17 protein-coding genes and 1 pseudogene are annotated in these 22,563 nt (G+C 24.1%); 9 read left to right on the forward strand and 9 right to left on the reverse strand.

Annotation, left to right across the window (positions count from 1 at the left end; genetic code table 11):
• Window positions 1-149 precede the first annotated feature (149 nt).
• Window positions 150-1,004: a complement regulator-acquiring protein gene (locus QIA46_RS04445; protein WP_317268603.1), complete on the forward strand. Its 855-nt coding sequence runs from the start codon at window positions 150-152 to the stop codon at window positions 1,002-1,004.
• Window positions 1,005-1,535: 531 nt separating this feature from the next.
• Here the strand turns inward: QIA46_RS04445 and bdr are convergent.
• The 5 genes and pseudogenes from bdr to QIA46_RS04470 form a co-directional block, all read right to left on the reverse strand.
• Window positions 1,536-1,712: pseudogene (gene bdr / locus QIA46_RS04450) on the reverse strand (Bdr family repetitive protein); the annotation flags it as partial.
• 265 nt (window positions 1,713-1,977) lie between these two features.
• Window positions 1,978-2,262 carry a hypothetical protein gene (locus QIA46_RS04455; RefSeq protein ID WP_317268604.1) on the reverse strand — a complete coding sequence of 95 codons (285 nt, stop codon included), beginning with the start codon at window positions 2,260-2,262 and terminating at the stop codon, window positions 1,978-1,980.
• A 62-nt stretch (window positions 2,263-2,324) separates the two neighbouring features.
• Window positions 2,325-2,516, reverse strand: coding sequence for a hypothetical protein (locus tag QIA46_RS04460; protein ID WP_317268605.1), 192 nt, complete (start codon window positions 2,514-2,516; stop codon window positions 2,325-2,327).
• A 460-nt stretch (window positions 2,517-2,976) separates the two neighbouring features.
• Window positions 2,977-3,843 carry a S2/P23 family protein gene (locus tag QIA46_RS04465; protein WP_317268606.1) on the reverse strand — a complete coding sequence of 289 codons (867 nt, stop codon included), beginning with the start codon at window positions 3,841-3,843 and terminating at the stop codon, window positions 2,977-2,979.
• A gap of 1,083 nt (window positions 3,844-4,926) precedes the next feature.
• Complete coding sequence (locus QIA46_RS04470) at window positions 4,927-6,090, reverse strand: type I restriction endonuclease (RefSeq protein ID WP_317268607.1); 1,164 nt, start codon at window positions 6,088-6,090, stop codon at window positions 4,927-4,929.
• A gap of 1,249 nt (window positions 6,091-7,339) precedes the next feature.
• On the opposite strand from QIA46_RS04470, the gene QIA46_RS04475 reads away from it, so the two are divergent.
• Complete coding sequence (locus tag QIA46_RS04475; RefSeq protein ID WP_317268608.1) at window positions 7,340-8,410, forward strand: ferrous iron transporter A; 1,071 nt, start codon at window positions 7,340-7,342, stop codon at window positions 8,408-8,410.
• Window positions 8,411-8,750: 340 nt separating this feature from the next.
• On the opposite strand, the gene QIA46_RS04480 is transcribed toward QIA46_RS04475, so the two are convergent.
• The gene (locus tag QIA46_RS04480) at window positions 8,751-8,894 is read right to left on the reverse strand and encodes a hypothetical protein (protein ID WP_317268609.1); all 144 of its coding nucleotides are present in this window, start codon (window positions 8,892-8,894) and stop codon (window positions 8,751-8,753) included.
• 1,901 nt (window positions 8,895-10,795) lie between these two features.
• On the opposite strand from QIA46_RS04480, the gene QIA46_RS04485 reads away from it, so the two are divergent.
• Together QIA46_RS04485 and QIA46_RS04490 are read left to right on the forward strand one after the other, a co-directional pair.
• On the forward strand, window positions 10,796-11,611 hold the full coding sequence (locus tag QIA46_RS04485; RefSeq protein ID WP_317268610.1) for a virulence associated lipoprotein: 816 nt from the start codon (window positions 10,796-10,798) through the stop codon (window positions 11,609-11,611).
• A gap of 814 nt (window positions 11,612-12,425) precedes the next feature.
• Entirely contained in the window at window positions 12,426-13,109 is a 684-nt protein-coding gene (locus tag QIA46_RS04490) for a hypothetical protein (protein WP_317268611.1), read from the forward strand.
• Window positions 13,110-13,262: 153 nt separating this feature from the next.
• On the opposite strand, the gene QIA46_RS04495 is transcribed toward QIA46_RS04490, so the two are convergent.
• Window positions 13,263-13,841 carry a hypothetical protein gene (locus QIA46_RS04495; protein ID WP_317260576.1) on the reverse strand — a complete coding sequence of 193 codons (579 nt, stop codon included), beginning with the start codon at window positions 13,839-13,841 and terminating at the stop codon, window positions 13,263-13,265.
• A gap of 227 nt (window positions 13,842-14,068) precedes the next feature.
• On the opposite strand from QIA46_RS04495, the gene QIA46_RS04500 reads away from it, so the two are divergent.
• From QIA46_RS04500 to QIA46_RS04510, 3 genes are all read left to right on the forward strand, one after another.
• Window positions 14,069-15,022 (forward strand): hypothetical protein, encoded by a 954-nt coding sequence (locus QIA46_RS04500; protein ID WP_317268612.1) that lies wholly within the window; start codon window positions 14,069-14,071, stop codon window positions 15,020-15,022.
• Window positions 15,023-15,195: 173 nt separating this feature from the next.
• Entirely contained in the window at window positions 15,196-15,522 is a 327-nt protein-coding gene (locus tag QIA46_RS04505; RefSeq protein ID WP_317268613.1) for a hypothetical protein, read from the forward strand.
• 155 nt (window positions 15,523-15,677) lie between these two features.
• Entirely contained in the window at window positions 15,678-16,790 is a 1,113-nt protein-coding gene (locus QIA46_RS04510) for a plasmid maintenance protein (protein WP_317268614.1), read from the forward strand.
• A 136-nt stretch (window positions 16,791-16,926) separates the two neighbouring features.
• Here QIA46_RS04510 and QIA46_RS04515 read toward each other — a convergent pair whose 3' ends face one another.
• Window positions 16,927-17,220, reverse strand: a complete 294-nt coding sequence (locus QIA46_RS04515) for a DUF5425 family lipoprotein (RefSeq protein WP_317268615.1) — start codon at window positions 17,218-17,220, stop codon at window positions 16,927-16,929.
• Between the two features lie 968 nt (window positions 17,221-18,188).
• Window positions 18,189-18,851, reverse strand: coding sequence for a hypothetical protein (locus QIA46_RS04520; protein WP_317268616.1), 663 nt, complete (start codon window positions 18,849-18,851; stop codon window positions 18,189-18,191).
• A gap of 1,353 nt (window positions 18,852-20,204) precedes the next feature.
• Here QIA46_RS04520 and QIA46_RS04525 point away from each other — a divergent pair.
• Window positions 20,205-20,945, forward strand: a complete 741-nt coding sequence (locus QIA46_RS04525; RefSeq protein ID WP_317268618.1) for a ParA family protein — start codon at window positions 20,205-20,207, stop codon at window positions 20,943-20,945.
• Complete coding sequence (locus tag QIA46_RS04530) at window positions 20,936-21,205, forward strand: hypothetical protein (RefSeq protein ID WP_317268619.1); 270 nt, start codon at window positions 20,936-20,938, stop codon at window positions 21,203-21,205. The genes QIA46_RS04525 and QIA46_RS04530 overlap by 10 nt, the downstream gene beginning before the upstream one ends.
• The last annotated feature ends 1,358 nt before the right edge of the window (window positions 21,206-22,563 follow it).

Raw genomic sequence — 22,563 nt, forward strand, 5'->3', positions numbered from 1 at the left:
AATTATAGATGGAAAATCTATTGTTATTTTTAGTTAAATTATTCAATAAAATATTAAAATTATTTGATATTATATTATTATTAAATTGTAATATTATTATTTTGAATTAAAATTAATATTTACCAGTTTAAATTTGTAAGGAGAATATTTTGAAAAACCCTAAATTAAATAAATCTACGCTTAACATTATTACAGCAATATTAACTTCAATTTGCATATCATGTGCACCTCTTGGTAATGTTAATCCAAACAAACTAAACAGCCGCACCACTAAAAGAAATCTAAAAAAAACAAAAACCCGTGCCAATTCTAAAAATCTAAAAAAAACAACCAGCCACACCAATTTAGAAAATCTATCGGAAAATTCAATAAAAAATCTATCAACAAATAACCAAAATTTTGAAAATGAATCTCAAAATTCAAAATCTTCAACTCAAAACTCCCAAGAAAAAACTGCAATCTCAAAATTAGAAGAAATTGGCAAGGACCTAGAAACTCAAGAAAAACAAGGCAATATACAAATAGCTGAAATTGATACAAAATATGATTTCCTAGAAACTTTCAAACTTCAACGGGGTGATTATTTTATGCATCGTGAAAAAATGAAATTAAAAAAAATAATTTACTCATCCCTAAATTACGATACAGAAAAAATATTGACATTAAAAGAAATTCTTGAAAGACTTGATAAAAATCATGATAATCGAACAATAGCTAATAAATTTTTACAAACATCAAAAGATATTCAACTTCAAATAGAAGACAGGCATTTAACAAAAATAAAAAATATATTACCCACTCTAAGCAAAGAAAACGCTGAAGAATTACTACAAAAAACAAACCATGATTTAAAGATAAAAGAAAACTTTGTAAAAGCTTTAAACGAAACTATTAAGGCTTACAATCAAAATTATCAAGACATTAAAAAAAATGATGCAGCACTAGCAAACCATATAAAGGAGAAATACTCCCATCCTCTTTATTTACTAAATCAAGCTGATTAGTCTAAACAGAAATCAATAAGTTACACTTGATATTTTTTTTTAAAAAGAGAAGTTAATTCTTCTCTTTTTTTTTATTCATGCAATCAGTCCAAACTAAAAACACAAAATAATAACTTAATCTTTTTAGCATAAAATAATAATTATTAATTTTAGTCTACAAGGAGAGTATTTGGTCAAAAATTAAACTAAATTAAAACTAAGCTTAATTCCATTTGCAAATACACCCCACAAATCTTAAATAAGATAACAACTTTTTTTTAAAAAATAAATCTCTGCTACTTAATTTAAGAAGATAAAATAATTAAAATTTGCTTATAATAAAAGTAGCATTATAAATAAATCGCAAAAGTAATTAAATTTAAATTTTAATCTTAACTAAAAGCTTGCTCTATTGTTTAAATAGAACACAAAAAATACCCTATAAAAAATTTAAATCTAAAAATAGATAATTTAGCACAAGATAATGATAAAAAGCTGCACATTAATAGCCAAATTTTTTAAAAAATCTTTAATAGTATTACAATATTAAGCTTTTTCTACGTTATCAATCTTAGTAGTAAGTTCGTTCTTAACAGAATCAATCTTAAAAACAAGATTGTCAAATCTTATTCCAAATTGTTTTTCTAAATTTTCTAAATCTCTAAATGTAATCTCATTGTGATATCATCTTTTTGACAAACCTTGAGCTATTAATTGATCCATCCCCAATCGCGATCTTTATATCTTTGTTATTCAATAATATTTATCGTTAACACACCCCGATGATTTATAATTTACCAACCTACCAAGCACATTGTAACACAAACTGAAAGCTAAATAAAAGCATATTCTCAAAGCTAATGAAGTAAACTACGGAGTAGTATATTTATAAACTAACTTTTATAATTCTATTGTTTGTTGAATATCCTACTATTCGAGTGCATTAAATTACTTAACAGAACTTCTAAAGTCATAAGACACTTTTTTATTTGTTCTAATATATTAATTTCGTGATCGCTACAATATGGGAACTGCCGTTATTATCATTCATTTCAAGCAATGAAAGATTTAACAATATGAAATAGTTATCGAAAACATCGGCCAGCCTACTTTTCAATTTATAAAAATCTTTTGCCTTCATTTCAAGATTTTCATCTCTACCCTCTACATTGGGCCGATTATTTCTACCATATTGAATATAGCCAAGCAATTCTTTAACTTTCCCCCAACCCTGCAGTTTTAACAAAAACTTTTTAATATAACCTTCTATCTGAGACACATCTCCATTGAGAGATATATCAAAATTAGGAAACCTATTATATCCTTTTGATAATTCAAATTTTAATGCATTAATAAAAAAGTTAATGTATCAAATTCTTCACTGCTAAGTCCAAGATCACTCTTCCAATCCGATTTTGAATTAACATCTTCTACATCTTGCAATAAAGGGTCTTTATTTTTTAAATTGCTATTTTTTGATAAACCACAATTTACAAAACACACTATACAAAATATAAATATAAACCTACCCACAGCAGCACCTTATCACAAGATATTTAATAATTATGTCAAGACTATTGTACCAATTTAGCAATATTGCAATTTTTAGACTTTACAATATTATATAAATATGCACCTAATATACAAGTAAAATATATTGATTAGAGCAAAAAGATTAAGCATTAAAAAAATTTTTATATTATTACAATGCTAATTTTCAGACTTACAATTCAAATCTTTGCGATGCAAGATAATTGTTTTTAAATTTATGAATCACTATTTTAATATCGTCTAAAATACAATATCCAGCCACACTCAATTTCAGATTAGAAAATATTACTTTTTGGATAAAAATATCCTTATAAATAATTGATAAAAATTCTAAGCTTTTGATGATATCAAAAATATCAAAATTTTTAAAACCCTGGAGCCAACAACCATAATGTAATATTCTTATTATTTCTATTTGCAAAAAATCTCATTTTGTTACTCACTATTCATCAATAAAAAATTTTAATTTCTCATTTGACAAATCTGGATACTTAGCAAATATCATCTTAATAGTATCATGGAATAACTTTAGACTCAATGCAATTTCATAGGTTTTATCCTCATTAGTTTGTTTATCTTGTATAGTAAGATGCGCAAGCATATAATTACATTTGCTTTTCTTGTAGAAAAGCTTACTAAAAGCATTTGTTAAATCGTCATCCAAAACCCCAAAATTATATGAATTAACAAATCCGGGTTCTTTTGAAGCACTCTTTAACCTAATTGAAGCAACACCATACCTATATTGATCAAAATCAATATTTGATCCTTCAGAAACTAACTTTAGGCTTTTAACTTCATACTTTTCTTCAAACTCTTTGGTTGACTCAAAAGCTATAATTTTAGCTATTGGAACTTCCTTTCCCCACATTTTATACTTATTGTCATTAATATAATAAATATAGTCAGAAAAAATTGACCAAGTTCTAAATCGAATGGGTGAAAATATATAAGAATACTTAAGCCCTTTAAGATTTTGGATTAAATTATTCTTTTTGTCTTTTATAGCTATTAAATTAACAGATTTTGCCCATGTGACATAACCACCTACAAATAATTCCCAAACCTCCCCTTCTTTTATTTCATTTAATCTAGGTTCCTCATCAAGATAGCAAATATTGCCATTATATTCCTTAATATTTTTTTTACTATCCTCTTCAATATTTTTTTTATCTTCTTTAATTAACCCAAACTCCAAAACCTCAGTTTCGGCTTTTTTAAAAGATTTTGGTGATTTTGGTAATAAAACACAAGAATAAAAAAATAACATAAAGAAAATTACATTTAAAATGCTTATACCTTTTTTCATACAATTTTTTAGCTTACCTTTATTTAATATAACAACTTTTTAAGCTCTTATTAAATCTTTTCAATTTCTTAATTAAAATTATATTCATACATACCATATAAATCTTGAAAGTTTCTAAGTCTAATACTTAAAACATGATTTATTTTTTGGTTATCATGTGTTAATGCTGATAAATAAATAACCAAACAGTTCTCAGCGCAATTCACTTCATACAAGTCCAATTGGTATTAAATAATCAAAAATTCGATCTGGATAACCCTCTATAAAGCAATTTATTATCTCCGGCTTCATGAATATAATTAGGGTTTTATTAATTTATTTTTCATGAGATAACCTATGACACCAAAGGCATCTAAAAAACACTTTCTCTTTAATCCTAATTTTTCTTAAATACCCCCAATTTATGAAGCATAGGCAAAAAAGGGCTTCTATCCTTTTCATTTTCAAAATCATAATTATCTAGCCTTTTATTAATTCCTTCTTTAGAAAAATCTTGTTCAGAATTCTCCCCTCCTTAAAATTAAAAAATACATCAAAGTTCTTAACTTACAATTTTTTATCAAGTAGAAAGGATGCGAAAACTAATCATCTTAAATGCTGAAATCGAAAATCGTAATAATACTATCAATAAAACATTTTTTTAGGCCACCCTTTATTAAAGCCATCCTTAAAATAGAAAAAAAGAATTGTAGAAACATTATTTTTACTGAAGCAAAAGAAAGAGCAATAAAGACGCTAAAAACTTTTTATAAATTTTAAAAAACGTTTATAGGCTTAAAAGCTGCAATTCAATAATGAGGAAATTTTGGGGCTAAAGATGTTATAAACAATATAACCAAAAAATTAGAAATATATCAATAATTTGTTCTACTAAATAGAACAAATTATTGATCCTAATGTAATATTTTCTGAAAAAATTATCTTTCATATATACAGCTTTTTGCCAAAATTTTGTTCTACAATAAATTGCTTTTTTGCTAAAAATGAATCAAACAACAAAAAAATAAGAATAATAGACAATAATAGATACTTTGTAAAGACAAAAATATATTATTTATTTATTTATTTAAATTTATGAATTATTTAATATATCTTCTTATATTTTGAAGCAATATTATTATAACTTAGTGTAATAAGATCTTTGATTTCTTGAATTTGAGAATCCGATGTACAAATAATCTGAATATTTCCATTACCCCATTTGCCAATATTGCTAATATCTCTTGTAAAACCTTCTTTTAAAGTTATTTGATTTGAAAAAACAGTAACAGTAATATTTATTTTACTTACTCTAAAACTAAAATCCACAAAATATTTATTATAAGCCTTAAATCCCGTATACCGCTTCGTTTCAATTTTCTTAATTTCATTGGGATTTAAATCAAAGATAAAACTTTCTAATTTTTGATACATTAATTTCATATCAGAACTTAGTTTTTCAAACATTTTTAAATTTTCAGTTTTAATATCACTGATATTGCTACTATTTATAGTAAATTCTTTATTGTTTTTTTTATCATCTACCAATGTACCACTATTTTTATCAAGCTCATTAAACACATTTTTAACAATATTTTTAAATATTTCATCCGAATATGTTTTTTTAAAACCAATTTTAGTTTTAAAAAATTCAAGAAAATCATAACTTGGATTTTTTATTTCTTTTTCAAAATAAACTAAAAACTTATCTGTATATTTTTTCTCTAATGCAAACCCCCTGGCTTCTTCAATATTTAAAGAATTTCTAGAAAACTTTTTAAGATATTCAAAATCTTTAGACGTTAACTTCTCTAAATTAATAATTAAAAAAGGTTCTTTATCTAGCAAATTATCTTTGTCTAAATCAGTGTAAAATCTATATTCTATACCATTTGTTAATATGCCAAATTCAACTTTTTTTGTATTTTCTTTATAACGAGTATAATAAAAATAATCTGATAATTGCCTGAAATGATTATCAAGATTTTCCTTATGATGTTTAGCTTCTATTAAAATAGTAGACTTTCTATCTTTTGAATAAAGAATATAGTCAACTTTCATTCCCTTACGATCAAGAAAATCAGCCGTGGCTTCAACTTTAACAATAGAAAGATCAGTATGATCATACCCCATTGCATTTAAAAATGGGCTAATAAAATTATTTCTCGTCTGTGCTTCATTTTCAATATAATCTTTATAAATCCGTATTTTTCTAATTACACCTTTTATTGATTTTATAAAATTTACATCTTTATTTTCACAAGACATATGTAATATATATTACCAATAAAATCGGAAAATAGTTAATTAAAAATTAAATTTTAAAAATGTTACTTGGTATTCAATGATTTTAAGTTTCGGGACTTACTTCTTTAGTATTATCTACTCTTTCTATTTTAACTGCATCTAATCCTTTACTGATAGGTAAAGAAAAGCATATATTAATCACTTATTATTTAATTTATTTAGACTTACCATTAATTTTGCCTAATCTGATTTTAATTTCATTAACTGAAGTAATTAAATTTTTAGTTTCAGTTTCAAATATTAGCATTCTTTTATTTAATTAGTAGCCTTATATTTAACAATAAGTAAATATCCTTCTCCAAAGAACAGTAAAGCAAGGGAATCACTAAAAAGTAATGGTATTATTGGTTAATTTAAATCCCCAAACCCATAACACATATTTTAATGCCATTCAAGGACTTATCTTTAGACTAACCATAAACAAGAGAAGACCCAATACTACCCAATTCTCCATATTATTACGACAATATATCTAATATAGAGGGGAGAGATAAGAATAATATAGATACAAAGAAGTATTATAGAACAGAGAGGAGACTGTTAGTGTTTTTGATAATTATTTTATGCTTCTAAATTTTAGAACTTTTAAAGTAAGTAGCAACTATATAATATACCCGATTTAAATACCAATAAATTGTGACGAAGAATTAAATATAGGCTTAATATTAAAATTATAAACAAAGTTTTTCATTGCTGAAAATAGTAATAGTGACGGACAAAATGGTTCTTTAATTTCAAGATAAATACAAAGAAACAAAAAATCTTATTGCCTTAAACACAGCAATAAATAAGCTGTTTAAAGCCGAGCTTAATTGTGTACTATACAATTGCAAAGCCTACAATCTCTGCCAAGATAACAATCCTTGATCAATCTTGACAAGGGGGAAAATAAATAATTTAAGTAACAATTATAAGATTGGTTTTTTAATTAAAAGGTAAGTAGTAGTAAAAAAATAAAGTTAAATAACAGAAACTAGTAGAGTGCTCTTAGTTTTTGTTATTTAATGGTGATTTATAGATTTTATATATTAATATATCATATTGCTTAAGGCTGCATTTAAACTTTTTTCAATTTCATTTATAAGTTATTTTGCAAAATCTGTTTCTAAAACTTAACAAAAAGTAATTTACCCCCCCCTCTTGGTTTGTTAATTTTTGAAATCCCTATTAAAATGCTTTAAAGTTAGTATTAACTTTGAAGGAGAAAAGCATGAAAGTTAAAAGCAAATATTTAACTTTGGGATTACTTTTTGGTTTTATCAGTTGTGATTTATTCATAAAAGATGAAATAAAAGGGGAATCTCTTGGTTTATTTGATAAAGAGAGCTCTATTTTAGACACTGCTAAGAAATCTGTTAAAAAGACTATTAACAAGAAGTATAAAGGCAAGGTTGCTAGAAATAACGGGAAAGGTAAGGACACTAGAAAAGACCCATCTACTCGTAGTGCAAAGAGGGAGACTTCCAATAATAGCAATTTATTACAAAAAACTGTAATATCAGAAAAAGAAAGGTTAAGGCCTGAGCCATTAAGAAAACAATCTGTGCCTAGAAAAGAAAAAATACAAAAACAACAAGACAACCATAAAGGGATGACTCAAGGAAGTTTAAATTCCCTTCGCGGTGAAAACGGCGAATTGAATAAAACTATTGAACGCAATGAAATTGATTTTACTATAGATTCTGATTTAAGACCAAAGAATGACTTAAAAGCTATTTCAGGCTCAAACTCTATTTCATACATTAATGAAATAGAGGAAGAAGATTGTGATCAGTATTTTTTTGAAAAAAATGATGAATATGAAGAAGGTTTTGATGAGGAAATAAAATTAAGCAATCGATATGAATCTTATCTAGAAGGCACTAAATATAATGTAAGTTCAGCAATTAGCACAATTGCTAAGATATACGATAATTATACATTATTTTCAACACAACAAACCCAAATGTATTCTACACGCCTTGACAGCTCTACTAAGGCCAAAGCCAGAGAAGAAGCTAAAAAGTTTACAAAAGAAAACCTTGAAAAAGATCTTAAGACTTTATTAAATTATATTCAAGTAAGTGTAAAGACGGCAGCAAATTTTGCATATGCAAGAGAAATACATGCAAAAAGAAAATTAAATGATATTGAAGTAAAAATAAAAAATTTAATTTTAAAGATTAAAGAACAATCTGATTCATACGAAGCATATAAAGCAATAGCAAGCTCAATCCTATTGACAAAAGATTCTCTTAAAGAAGTGCAAAGCGCCATTGATAAAAATGGCATTTGGCATTAATTCTTAATATTATTTTTAATTTAAAACAAGGCTACATATTATTGCAGCCTTGTTTTAAATTAAAATAAAGAAAACTATAATTGTAAAAAAGTATTGTGATATAAAAATGAAGAATTTGAAAGGTATAAAAGATATATTAATTGATTTAAAGATAAATCAAAAATATTGTCACAAGCTATATCGATATGACAGCTTGCAATGTTTTAAAAAAATCTAAAAAATTTTACTTTTAAGCTTATATAGGATACTCTATGATAGCTTTTCGAGCGCTACAAGAAACGATCATCCACTAGGACAATAAGCTTTGCTTCAGACAATTCCTGTCTTCGTTTTTATTTCTTTATAATAAGAATTTTACTTTGGCAACACCTTCTCCACTTAAAGCATTATTATTGCCTTTATATTCTCTATTCTCTTGATGCAAAAAAATTACAATGTTAAGTATATCCTGCTCTAAAAATCCCAATTCTTTTGAAGTTGCCAAACCAGGCCCCTTGCCTTCCACACTTCGGCAACTTGCTATTATTTAAATTATTTTCAAACTCAAGAGCAAGTACACTATAGTACAGATCAAAATGAAGCTTGTTCAAAACGAGAAAATTATTCTGCAACATAGCAATTAAAGCTATGTAATCAATGAAAATAATCTGAATATTATATTTTTTTCATTTTAAAGTTACCATTCTTTTATAAGCCAGCCATCAAACACTATAATATAGCCAATCGACACTCCTTTTGTATGTAAATTACCATACAACAAGAAAATATTTTTTTATTTACATTGAAATCAAAATCTTCCGGCTTTAGATAAAGTAGAATTTCTTAAATTTTAAACAGTACTTGCTTATCAAAACCACCAATTACAACACTTTATGAATCTCGATTTAAAAGGCTATATTTCAATAATATCTTTAATACCAAAATTGCTTTTCATTTTCAGCATCATTCTTAATTATTACTTAAAGTTTTCCTTAGAAAATCTTATCCACTTACCTTACTAAGGTACATTGGAACACAAATCAAAACCAAATAACAAAATATTTTCAAAATCGACTAATGCTGTGCGGCTGCATAATTCCCAATTTTACTCAATTTTATATTTTTAACGCAACCAATTAAATTAATTACAATGCCTGTAGTGTTCAAATCTTTAGAATAAGATTTGAACACTTATTTTCCTCATTCCAATACTCGCTTATATAATTTTTTAGAAAATCTTATTATTATACTTCCACCAAATAAGCCCTCAAGTGGATATACAAAAACATACTGTAGATTTTAAAACCAACCTCAACACAATAATAGGGCTTTATTAAAGGTTTCAATTTTTTATAAAATTTTCACAAAAATAAAATCACTACAAAACTCATCTTAATTGATTTTTTAAAACCCATAGAATATGCCCAAAGCGCATCTCTCACATTTTTTAATGGAAACAAACCAATACATTTCCCCTCCTAGTTAAAAGAGTTTATAAAAAAATGAAAACTTGCCTACTCCAACCACCATCCCTTTAAAAATATTAATAAATCTTGTACGATGCATGGTTTTCATAATACTCTGATTTATAGATAACTGCTTTATAAGCTCATACTATTCTAAATTAGAAATGTTTTTTCCAAGCATTTCTTTTTATACCTTTAATTGATAATTATATTGCTGTGTTTTTATAATTAACCACAAAGTAATTAGATAATTTATGTAAAAATTCTTTTTTTATTTGATTTTATCTGATAGGTTTTCTTTGGCATTTCTTAATGCTTATTTTCATTTTTTAGCAAATATTTAGGATGATTATCTTTATTGACTCAACTAATAATAAAATATAATATTTATTATTAGTATCTTTTTCTACTACTGCATTTTTAATAATTTAATTGCTTTTATTAATCTTGTGAAGACACAATAAACTTAAAAATTCTATTTTGGGTAGCTTTAACCAAAGCTTTTCTTGTTTTTCCATAATAATCTATGTGGGTGCAAGAAAAAAATGTTTTCAATTTTTTATTGCTTTAATGGAAGCAATAGATCTGAATGTTAATAGGGATATATTTATAAAATAAAGATATCTTATCCAAAGATTAACTATAGATATTAAATAAAAATTTTTCTATAAAATTAATACTACAAAAACATAATAACTGACTTTAATAAATAAATTGATTCATTAATAGTTAATCAACTATATTACAAAATAGATTTTTAAAAAGCCCAAAATACTATAAAACTTCCCGCAATAAAAATATTATTATGACAATTTAAATATTCTATATTTAATTCAATATAATATTATATTGAATATTGGATTATATCTAATATTGAATTATATTTAATATTAGATTGCATTGAACATTAGATTTTAGATTTTAAGTAAGGAGAATATTTATGAAACATAAAATTATTGTAGGCTTATTTGTTTTTCTATTTTTAGCTTGCAATACAGATTTTAACACTAAGCAAAAAGATATGAAGTATCAATCTAGTAAAAAAAGATTAAAATCTAAGAAAAAAGGATTAAAGCCTAAAACAGAAGCAAATCCAATTCAAGAAGAAAGCTCTACTAATCAAAAAGAAGCCCGCGATACAGTCCCTAAAAACACCCTGCTTAATGATTTAAGAAATTTAATAGATAAGGCACACGCAAATAACGAAAAATATGAAAAAAAGTTGAAAGAAGAACCTAAAGACCAATATGGAATAGAGGCTTTTAAAAACTTGGGTTGGTCATCATCACCAGGTGAAAAGGTAACTGATGCTACTGAGAGAGCAAAAAGATATAGAAAAAACACTTACAGCATTTTAAATGCTATTGATGACAATCAATTAAAGAAATTTTCAGAAATTGTAATGTTATCAGGCCAAATACAAGGCATATTTAACACTATTGAAGCAATTGAATACACTCTTTCTAGTTTGATTGTTCCCTCCTTATATCCCAAAAAAGGTAATCTAGAAAAACTAGAGATTCGAAATTTAGAAAAGCTTAAAGATTCGTTTGAAAAAGTATTATCCATAAAAACAACAGTCTCAAAAATGATGCACCAACTTTTATTAGACTATCAAAATGATACAAATCACATAAAAACAGATGAAAATAAGCTTAAATCTCATGTAGACACACTTTATAATCAAATCTCAGAAAAAAAGAACGAAGCAGAAAAGCTAAAAGATGACATATTCTCAATTATAAATAACATTTAAATTATTATGTATTGAAATATACACAATGTAAAAGCCTATTCTTTATTAAAGAATAGGCTTAATCCAAAGACTACAAAGAATTATCAATCCACAATTCCCATAAAATTTAGATTGATATAAACTTGTTAAAGTTATTATTCTAATTGATAACTTTAACAAGTTTATATATTCGCTTAGCAAGAGTTTTAAGTTAAAGAATTTGATTAGTTTTTATTTTGTCTATACAAAAAGAAAACCCCTTAAAGATAAGAGGTTCATTTAAAAGAATGTATGGTATGAAGTAAATATTGATAATAAATTCTTTTAATTTTAAAAAAGGAGAATATTTAATACTCAATTATTAGTTCAATAATTAAGTATTACCATGTATTTTAAAAATTTTTTTTAATATTAGATTTTTGAAAAAAAATCTAATATTATTTAGAGCCAAAACAAGGATTTATGTAATGCTTATATAAATAAGTAAAATATTTTTTCTTATCAATCTTTAAGATTACTTTCTTTGGATTATTGATAAATTTATAAGGTTGAATATTGAGGAGAAAATTCTAATAATAAATGAATGTGATTGGACCATTATCATAATTAAATTTATTAAGAGTTTTTCTATAAAGAAAAAAACTAAGACAAAAATTACCTGAAACAAAGCTGTGGATCACCCCATTTTTTTAAGATACTCGCTCTTTAAAAAAGAAGCTAAAAATCAACAAAAACTACTTGCATAGCCAAAATTTTTTATAAATTTTCAGCTTTAATAGATAAAAATAGTTTACTAAAATTATTCAAGACTGTTATTATATAAATAAGTTGCATAATGAAAAATAAAACTTTTATATTCTTAATATTTTTGATTAAAAATTTGACAATATATGCTCAAAGTATAAACTATGAATTTAAACAAGCTAAGATTAAAAATCTAAAAGGGATATTTATTAATTATAAAGTCTATCTAACAGAAGATTTAGCAATTGATAATGTAAAAACCCTAAACCATATTTCTACATTCAAAATTAATCTTGTTATTGACAAAAAAATTGCAACTTCTATTAAAAATGAGCAAGATGTAATTAGAGCTGGAAATGAATGCGGAATCTTTTTAGAATTTCAAATCAATAACCGCATATACTATACCAAATTCTCATCAATAAAATATATTTTACAAGCAATTGAAAGTTTTACTAGACTTAAAAATACAATTAATAATTTAGAAATTAAAAATCTTGAAGGAAATGGTATTTTTTTATACAAAAATGGTCATTCATACAATTTAAAAACAGATTTTCAAGAAACAGCAATATTTGTAAATTTTCTTGGCTTTAAAGATAATACAGGAAGACCTTACTTTATATTTTATTATGACAATATAGAAGGTAAAGATAAAAATTTAAAAACAATATTAATTTCCTTTGAAGAATTCCATAATGGAATAAGAGAAGGCCTGTTCTTGCTAAAAAATGAAAAAGCCATTCTAGAATTCATAAATTTTTCAAAAAATTAACACACTAGATAACTAGATAATATTAAAAATATTTTAAAGTCGATATTATGATAAATTACTATCAAAAAACTTACTTATACTCAATGCCCTTAATTTATGTCCTTTTTAGTAAGTTGCCATTTAGCTTAGGCTTAAAAATTGTTAAAATTCAAATCAACTGCCACCAAGCAATTTAACTTTTAAGTTAAAATCGTCTAAAAACTTTTTAAAAGGAATCTTATTAAAACTTACAATAACATCATTTCTAAATGCATAAATTCTAAATGCCGCTATATTATCATTACCCAACGCAACAAATCTTATAAATTCACTTTCTGGAATAATAAATTTATAAATTTCCACCTTAATATTTTTTTCAGTAACCACTGTTGTATAATCATAAGGAAAATATGAATCATAAAAATCGTTATAATAAACAACACGTTTGCTGTTCTCTGAAACCAACTCTCCTTTAGACTCAAACCTAGTATCTGTGATTATCTTTTCAAGCTTTATTTGACCAGAATTTTTAGACTGCGCTCTAACCAAAATAAAATATTCTCTTTTATTTTTTAATTTATCATATTTAATAGAAATTACAGACTTAAATATCGCATCTCTAGAATAATTTACCCCAATATCATATTGTGAATCTAATACTTGAGAAAACCTATCATAGGCTATTTGGTAAGTTTGACAAGAAACTAAAAAAAATACCGAAATAATATACTTTAAGATAAATTTTGAATTCATTAAAATCCCCCTTTAGTTTATCTTATATTTATTTTTAAAAAATTTCTCAAAAATTAGAAAATTAAATAATATAATCAATTCAAATAAAATATTCTAATATTACAGCTTGAATTAAAATTAAAAAACTATTATTATTAGGTGTTGTTCTAACAAAAACCAATTTAAAAGATTAGATATAATCTAATCCCAATTTATACAAATTTCAAAGTGCATCTATAGGAGAAATCGTGTATACTGACCCAAGGTCAATTATTAATACTTACTTTGTAAAAAACAAAAAAATCTTCATTATCAACCCAATAGCTTTGAAATTTGAACTTAATTTTGAAAAAACTATTCAAATAAACTCAAAAGAGAACATCTCGCTTAAAAAATTTAAAGGCGGAATTATTAGTTTAAAATTAAGGTCAAATGAATTTTCTAAATTACCAAAAGACATCCTAAAAGACAAACTTGAATTTTATATTAACTATGTAAGTGAAGAAAAACTCAAAATAGTTTACGATATGATGGTAGTTAAAGTTTACGCAATTGATTTAAAAGCTAACAATAAGGATGAAATTTACCTAATCAAACTTAAAATACTTGGTTCTATTTATAGAAAAGAAAATATAGAAAATGAATTTATTCCCATTATAAAAAATAATAATACTTACCTTTTTGAAAACAAAGCAAACAACCAGAAAGTTAATTTACTGCTAAAAGGCATAGACAAAATCATTGAACTTCCCTTTTTAACAAAAATCAGCTATTCAAATATCAAAACTATTAATAATGCAGATATAAAAACCAATGAAAATTTAAATGCAAACATTAAAACAACAAATAGAATGTTATTAAATCTGAGCACAAAAATCTACGAAGAACTAATCTTAACAAAATCAAATCAAATAAAAACTATCAACAACAAACAAAAAATTCTAAAAACATTAAGATCTTTTATTGAAAATGAGAATGGATTAGGAGGTAAAATAAGGTTAATTTTCTTAGAAAAAACAAATTTTTTGAATAAAAATTTATACTTAAATAACTTAGACTTTATATTAAATGACATCAATATTATACAAGAAAATAGCTATATTAGAATTGACATAACCTTATTAGAGGATAAAATTGAAAAAAAATACTTAAACCAAATCCCAAGCATACCCCCATTTTTTAAAAATATCACGTCATTGTAAATTCCTTGGTAAGACCAATTACTGTAATTCTTGACAAGATAAATTATTATAATCTGCCCGAGCTACATAATCTAGTAGCTATTAAACACCCTTTAACAAAAGTATTCAACATATAACCCAATATCCTTGAAACTAACACACAATATATAATAAAATGAAATTATGAGGTATTTATGTTAAGTATTAACGGGGTAAGACTTTATTCTTTAAAAGAATTCCAAAATATATTAGAAGATTCTTATAATCTTTCAATTAGCAAAAATACTATATCTAAAAAATCAAAAATTTTAAAATGCGCAATCCATGTAGACAACCGTCCCTACCTTTTAGAAGATTTTTGCACATATTTTCTAATGGACTTTAGAAGACCTAAACCCATAACAAATAGCATAAAAGAAACAATTCAATTAAGAATTGAGCAAGCAAAAAAAATAATGAGCCGAAAATCTACAAAACATGAAATACAAATTACTTCAAAAGAAATGGGTCATATTTTATAATCTATCATATTGACATTTTAAAACCATTGCTATAAAATGTAGTAAAAAGCTAATTATTTCGTTTGTAATACAGTAAGAGTTTAGCATACAAACCAAATAATTGAAAAAGCTTCTGAAACCACAACAAATTTAACTTCAGAAGCCAGGATAATATAATGATAATAAAAATAAAAAATAATGTCAATACAAATTTTAATAATCTTATAACATTAGAAGAAATTCTAAGATACAATCAAAAAAACACAGGCCCTAATTTAATAGAATTAAAACACTCAAGACTAAAATCATATTTAACCAAAAAAAAGGCCATATACCAAAGGATACTCAAGGTATGCTGGGCAATTGAACTTAAAAACAAAGAATACTATAAATCCAACAAAATTAAAACATATTCCACAATAGAAATATTCAATATAGTTAATAAATGTCTTGCAAAAGATAAAAAAAAAATATCAATCAGGACCTTGGAATATGATATATCATTTTTAAATCAAATACTCTTAATAACAACTAAACTAAAACATTTAGGCAAGGATAATGGAAGCTTTGCATTTTATATACAAAACAAAAATCTTTGGAAACACCGTTTTACAATTATTCAGGATGCAATTAATGGAGAAATAAAAGAATATTTAAAAGACAAAAAAATAGTATCTGATTTTTCTAAAGAGATTAACCATACTATCGACAGAAATAATATAAAAAATATTAAATCTAAACTCTCAATTGCAGATGAATCAATTGCAGATGTTATACCTAAAGGTATAAAAGATATAAATAAGATAAAGAATTCTATAGAAAGAAATAACGAAAAAATAAACAAAATTTCTTATAAAGAATTTATTGCAAACGAGTTAATAGAAGTTCATAAAATAGAAAAATTAAAAATAACAAAAATATTCAAAATAAGCAATAATGATAATACATACGTAAATGCATTAAGAAACCTAAAATCGGCAATAGAGAAATACAAAGAAGAATACAAAATTGAAGACATTTCAAATCACTTTATAAAAGAATTTAAAAGTAGATATAGTGAAAAAATATGGATGATGAACGGGAAAACGGAAAAAACAAATGACTTCAATGAAATTTGGGAAAATAGATTTAAAAAAAAATTTTTAAGCAAAACTTTAAAAGAAAAATATCAAAGCAACTGTGAAAAAAAAAATAAAATAATTGTTAATAACAAAAAAAGAGTAAACATTCTTTTTTCTAACAATAACGGTTTTAAAAGAATCATTAAAATCAAAATTAATAAAAATTAATTACTAGTTTAAAATAATAAAAAGTCCTGTCATATACAGGATTTATTTTTAGAAATTTTTTATCTACCACACGAATTAAAAGATTTTAAAGTTAGATTTCAGGAAAAAAATCCTTTTATTTTTCAAATAAAATTAATCATTTTCTTTTACAAGATGTATGAGTTTTATCATAATAATTTGAAACATTAGATATTCTAGAAGAATAAAAAAGTTTTTCATTATTATTTCCACTTAATTTGATTTGAGAATTTCTAATTACAGACTCTTTCTGACTTAAACATTGATAATCTAAATTATTAATATATTTCTTTTCAAAATTAGAAATTTTATCTATTTTATTCTGATTGGTATTTATTGATAAGTCACAACTCAATACCAATAAGAAATTTAATATTATAGACAATAATAAAATTGTAAATTTTTTGTTCATAAATATCTTCTCTCCAATTTTGACAATCAAAATTTACCTTACAAGAACTAAAAATCACAAGTAAACATATTTTAAAATTTAAAGTTAAAAATTATTTGCAGCATATATGGCCAATTTATTTTTTAATAAAATACAAGCAATCCAAATTTATATTTATTTTAGCCATAGAAATTATATTCTAAATTACCCGTTTTTTAAAGAAAAATTTGAACAAAGTTTTTTTTATTATAAAAGAAATATAAACTAATAAAAAATATTACTTCATACACCCGAAATAATGCATTAAATTATTATCATTCTTTTAATTAAAAATTAATTCTTGATATCCTAAACCAAAAAAAATCAAAAGTATTTAGACGTGTAACATTTTGTATAACAAAATGTTACACAATAGGAAAGATTGTTATTAAAAAATAAGCAATAAGATTTTGCTTATTCAAATAAATATGAATAAGAGTGTTTATTCCTAAAAGAATTTGATGGCTTAAACTTAGCCATTTATAGCACTATAAATTGGCTTATTTGTGCTGTACTCATGCAAGAGCATTAAAAGCAATGAAATTAATAAAAATGCAGTGAAGGTTGTTATTTAAAAGAACTTGAAAAGCTAACATGAAATAAATTCTTGATTTATTTCCATAATCTTTGACTTAGAAATAGCAGTTTGCGTCTGAATGGTATTATTAAAATTTTATACTTTACATTCAAAATGCAAATTTTTAGTTAATTTGTGATTTTTAGATTTTCATTTTTTTTATTTGCTATAAACTTATTGGTTTAGGCCTTGAATGTTTTAGTTCTTTAAAAAAGAAGTCCCTGCCCCTAATCTTATTTGGAGAGGATTAATAGGGGTGCTTGGGACTGTTGGCAGAGTGTTCTCTACCTTACATATATAATATTTTATTTTTTTAATTTTGTAAATATTATTTAATAATAATAAATAAAATTAAAAGTTTTTAAGCAAAATGTTAAATTTTGACTTTTCCTCCCAAATTTCTTTTTAATTTTTTGGTTTTGATGGTTGGTTTAACATTCTGTTGTTGTGATTGATCTTCAATTTTATTGATGGCTTGTAAAAGCCGTATTTGACCCTTATTAGGGGGGGTTTTTTCATGTTTGAGTTTTAAAGAGTTTGATTTTTGATTCATTGCTTGAATTTCTTTGATTTCTTCCACAGTTGGTTCATAGTTTATCCATTTTTTATCTATCCAACCTTTTTCCCATTCATAATAGCTTTCATTAAAGTTGGTTCTGTTTTGTTCGTCAAAGTGTCTTGCTAGTGCGGCAATTATTTTTGTTCCATATTTAAGCATTTTTTCTGTTTCTGTTTTTGTAATAAATGTGTCGTAATCGTAATTTTCTCCGGTTTGCATATTAACAATGTCAACTATAAGTTTAAAAGTATTTATGCAATTCATTGCAATATTTGTGGATGAAAAATTAGGATCACTAAGGGCTTTAATATTGAGTTCATATTTTTTCTTTAAACTTATTGGAATTTTAAAAAAGTCAATTATAAAGCCATTTATTTTTGCTCGATAATTAGCTTCATATTGGGAATTCCCGAAGAAAGTTCCTTTTATACCCCCAATTGTATATTCGTTATAGTTTATTGTTATTTCTTTGTGCATTTTTGTCCTTTAAAAATAAATTATAATAATTGATCTTTATTATAATATAGTAATATATATCAATTGATATTAATTATCAATTGATATATATTATAAATAAAAAAAATATTTTTAATTTTGTTTTTTGTCTAATTTGTTGTAAATTTTAATTTATCTTTAACCTTTAACCATTTATAAAAAGCCCTAAGAAATTTCTCTCTTAAGGGCTTTTTGTAAATTAAATAAAAAATAATAAAGAATTATTTACCTATAATTTCTTTGAAATTTCGGGGGAGAAATGAGCCTATAAAATAGATTTATTTTAGCTTTGAATGCATTTTTTATGATATCGGCAGAATTTTTCTATTCTAGCATAAATAAGGCAATAACTTTTAGGCCAAAAATAAGGCTTCCTAGTAGAATATTTTTTCTTATAAGTTCTAAAGATGCTGTTTTTAGATTATTGATTAATTTAGAAGGTAAATGTTGTAAGTAAATTCTAGCAATAAAAAGCAAACTTTTAAAACTAATAATAAAAAATCACGAAAATAACTTTAAGGAATGCTAAAGAAAATTATAATATAAATCAGAATAGTATGGAACTCAATTTGTATAAATCAAGTATACATTTCTGTCAAGCAAGCTGTTTGGTAATTGGGGGATATTAAAAATGCAACTCCGAAATTAAGTTTAAGTGCTACTGGATTAACTAGCTTACAGTGTTTTGTATGGCAGAGATATAAATGTAATTCTAAATCTTAAGCTTTTAAATATAAAGAAATAAAACCAAGGCAGAGCCGAAATCAATCTTGTTGATCATGCTATATTGGTGTGGATAGCCGTTCTTATAAAAAATCTAAAAAGCTATCATAGTATGAAGCAAAAATCTGTTTTTATAATCTTTGATTAGAAATAGTTGTTTGTTAGTCTTTAAATCTGTATCAGATCTAATTCATTGAAAAATTTTGTAAAAGGAACTTCATAGGTAGAGATTAAAATAATTAATATATGATATAAAATAATTAATATATGATATAAAATAATTAATATATGATATAAAATAATTAATATATGATATAAAATAATTAATATATGATATAAAATAATTAATATATGATATAAAATAATTAATATATGATATAAAATAATTAATATATGATATAAAATAATTAATATATGATATAAAATAATTAATATATGATATAAAATAATTAATATATGATATAAAATAATTAATATATGATATAAAATAATTAATATATGATATAAAATAATTAATATATGATATAAAATAATTAATATATGATATAAAATAATTAATATATGATATAAAATAATTAATATATGATATAAAATAATTAAAAGGAAGTTTGTATGAAAAAAATAGCATTTCATATTCAAAAAGGTGGCGTTGGTAAAACTACCTTAAGCGGAAATATTGCAAGTTATTTATCTAAAACAAAAAAAGTTATATTAGTTGATTGTGATATACAGCAAGGAAGTTCTTCTACATGGTTTCTTAATCATGAAATTCTTAAGTTGGATATTAAGGATTCTCTTTTGAAGAGGGTAGATATAGATCAAGTATTAAGACAAATACAAAAAAATTTTTATATTTTTCCATGTGTTCCGAGTGGAACTTTTAGAAGAGATGTGCAACATGAATTGCAAGATTCTCCATATTTGATAGATGATTTTTGCTTAGAATTAGAGAAATTGGGATTTGAATTTGCGATTTTTGATCTATCTCCCAGTTTTGAGCTTTGGGAGCGAAGAATTATTCTTGCAATGTGTGAAGTTATTACCCCACTGACTCCAGAATTTTTAAGTCTTGAAGGAATTAATATTTTTAAAGAAGAGTTTGATTCTTTGTTAAAATCTTATAGGAAAAAGGTTAAACACGAGAAAATTATTTGTAATATGCTTAATAAAAGCTTTAAAAGACACAATTTACACTTGAAGCAATTTAAAACTTTTGGATATGATCTTTATGAGGTTGGGCAAGATGCTAAAATAGCAGAATCTCAGCTGTATAAGAAGTCAATTTTTGATTATTATCCCGAGAGTAGATCTATCTTAGAGCTTTCAAGATTGGGGGATGCTTTATGCCTATAAGCAAAGAGGTTGATTTAGAAGAAATTATTAAAAAAAATGTTAGCAAATCTAAATTTGCTTTTCGTAACGACGATGTTATTAATAATAGCATTTTAAATGTTAAGCCTAGAAGGTCAAAAATGATGATTAAGCAAATAAGTGTAGGGCTAAAACATGAATATTGGATTGAATTTTATTCTATTTTGGACAAAAAGGGATTAACAGCTTCTGGTTTTATAAGAACTTTAATTATGGAATATATAGAAGCTTCTAGGGAATGATAATTTTGTTATTTAAATTTTTAACAAAAAAATAATAAAGGATTATCCAGCTATAATTTCTGTGAAATTTAGATGGATATGAACTTGTTAGTAAATAGAATTGAACTTTGAATATATTCTTTGATATTATCAATAGAAGGCTCTTCAGTAGAGATAAGTCAATAATTTTCAGACCAAAAATAAGGGGGTAAGGATTACTTATATAAATAAGTAAAATATTTTTTCTTATAAATAGCCTTATTATTTTTTAGTTAATTATAAAAACCCAACAATAGGGAGCAGCTTAATAATTGGTTTTACGCAAAAAAGAATGTTTGAGATGTTGATTTTGCTTTTTGTAGATTATTGTTCTTAAAATAAAAAACAATCTACAAAGTTATCATATGAGATGTAATTAATTAGTTTAATTACAATTAGTACAATAAGTTAAATTATTGTGCTAATTGTAATTAAAGATATTGACAATATAATAAATATATAAAATTTATTGTTAATAATTAACAGGTAAAAAATTAATTTTAACATTTCTATTAATAACAATAAAATATCAAAACATTGTTTGCAAAATATGATTAATTTTGTAAACAATGTGTTTAGCTGCATGTGAAAATATATTAAACACATAGTCAAGCATGAATACACGATTATTGCTGTCATAAAAATTTTAATTCTCCTTCAAATCAGTCTATCTCAATTTTTTAAAAATTCCATTTTTGTTTATTGATAGTTTGTAATATTTATATGCATTTATTAAATACATGTTATAATCATAATATTTTAGACTGTTTTAAAATGCTGGTTTTAGATATGTTCTTTTTTGAAAAGTTTCCATACAAAAAAAATTTTGTTTCCCCTTTTTTACTTATCTTGGCATTTAATATGCATTCTTTTTTCTCTAGGCTTGAATTTAAAGATAATCAGTATATTATCTTTATAATCTTTATTCAATGTTTTAAATTAAGCTATATTGATCTATATATAAGATATAGTTAGGATTTATTTTTTAAAAATTTTAAAATAATAAGATTTGCTAGGTAATATTATTGGATTTTTGTATGTTTTGATTGCAAGCTATTCAAACGTTATAGCATTTTAACCAATTTTAATAGATTTTACTTAGGGAAATATTTGTTGAGATTATTTTTTTTAAAAAGTTTGGTGTTTTAAAATATTTTAAAATTTCTTATTTGGTATATAAATTCATATTTTTCCCTTATATTTTTTGAAAGCTTTTATATTTTCTGATGTTTTATAGGGTATAACTTTTCCTTGTTTTTTAATCTAAGGAATTTGATATAAATGGTATTTTTTGTACGTGTATTTTGTAATTTAAGCTTTATACTAAATAACTATAATCT

It is taken from the genome of Borreliella carolinensis, from assembly GCF_032595855.2.
GTDB classification, from domain to species: Bacteria; Spirochaetota; Spirochaetia; order Borreliales; family Borreliaceae; genus Borreliella; species Borreliella carolinensis.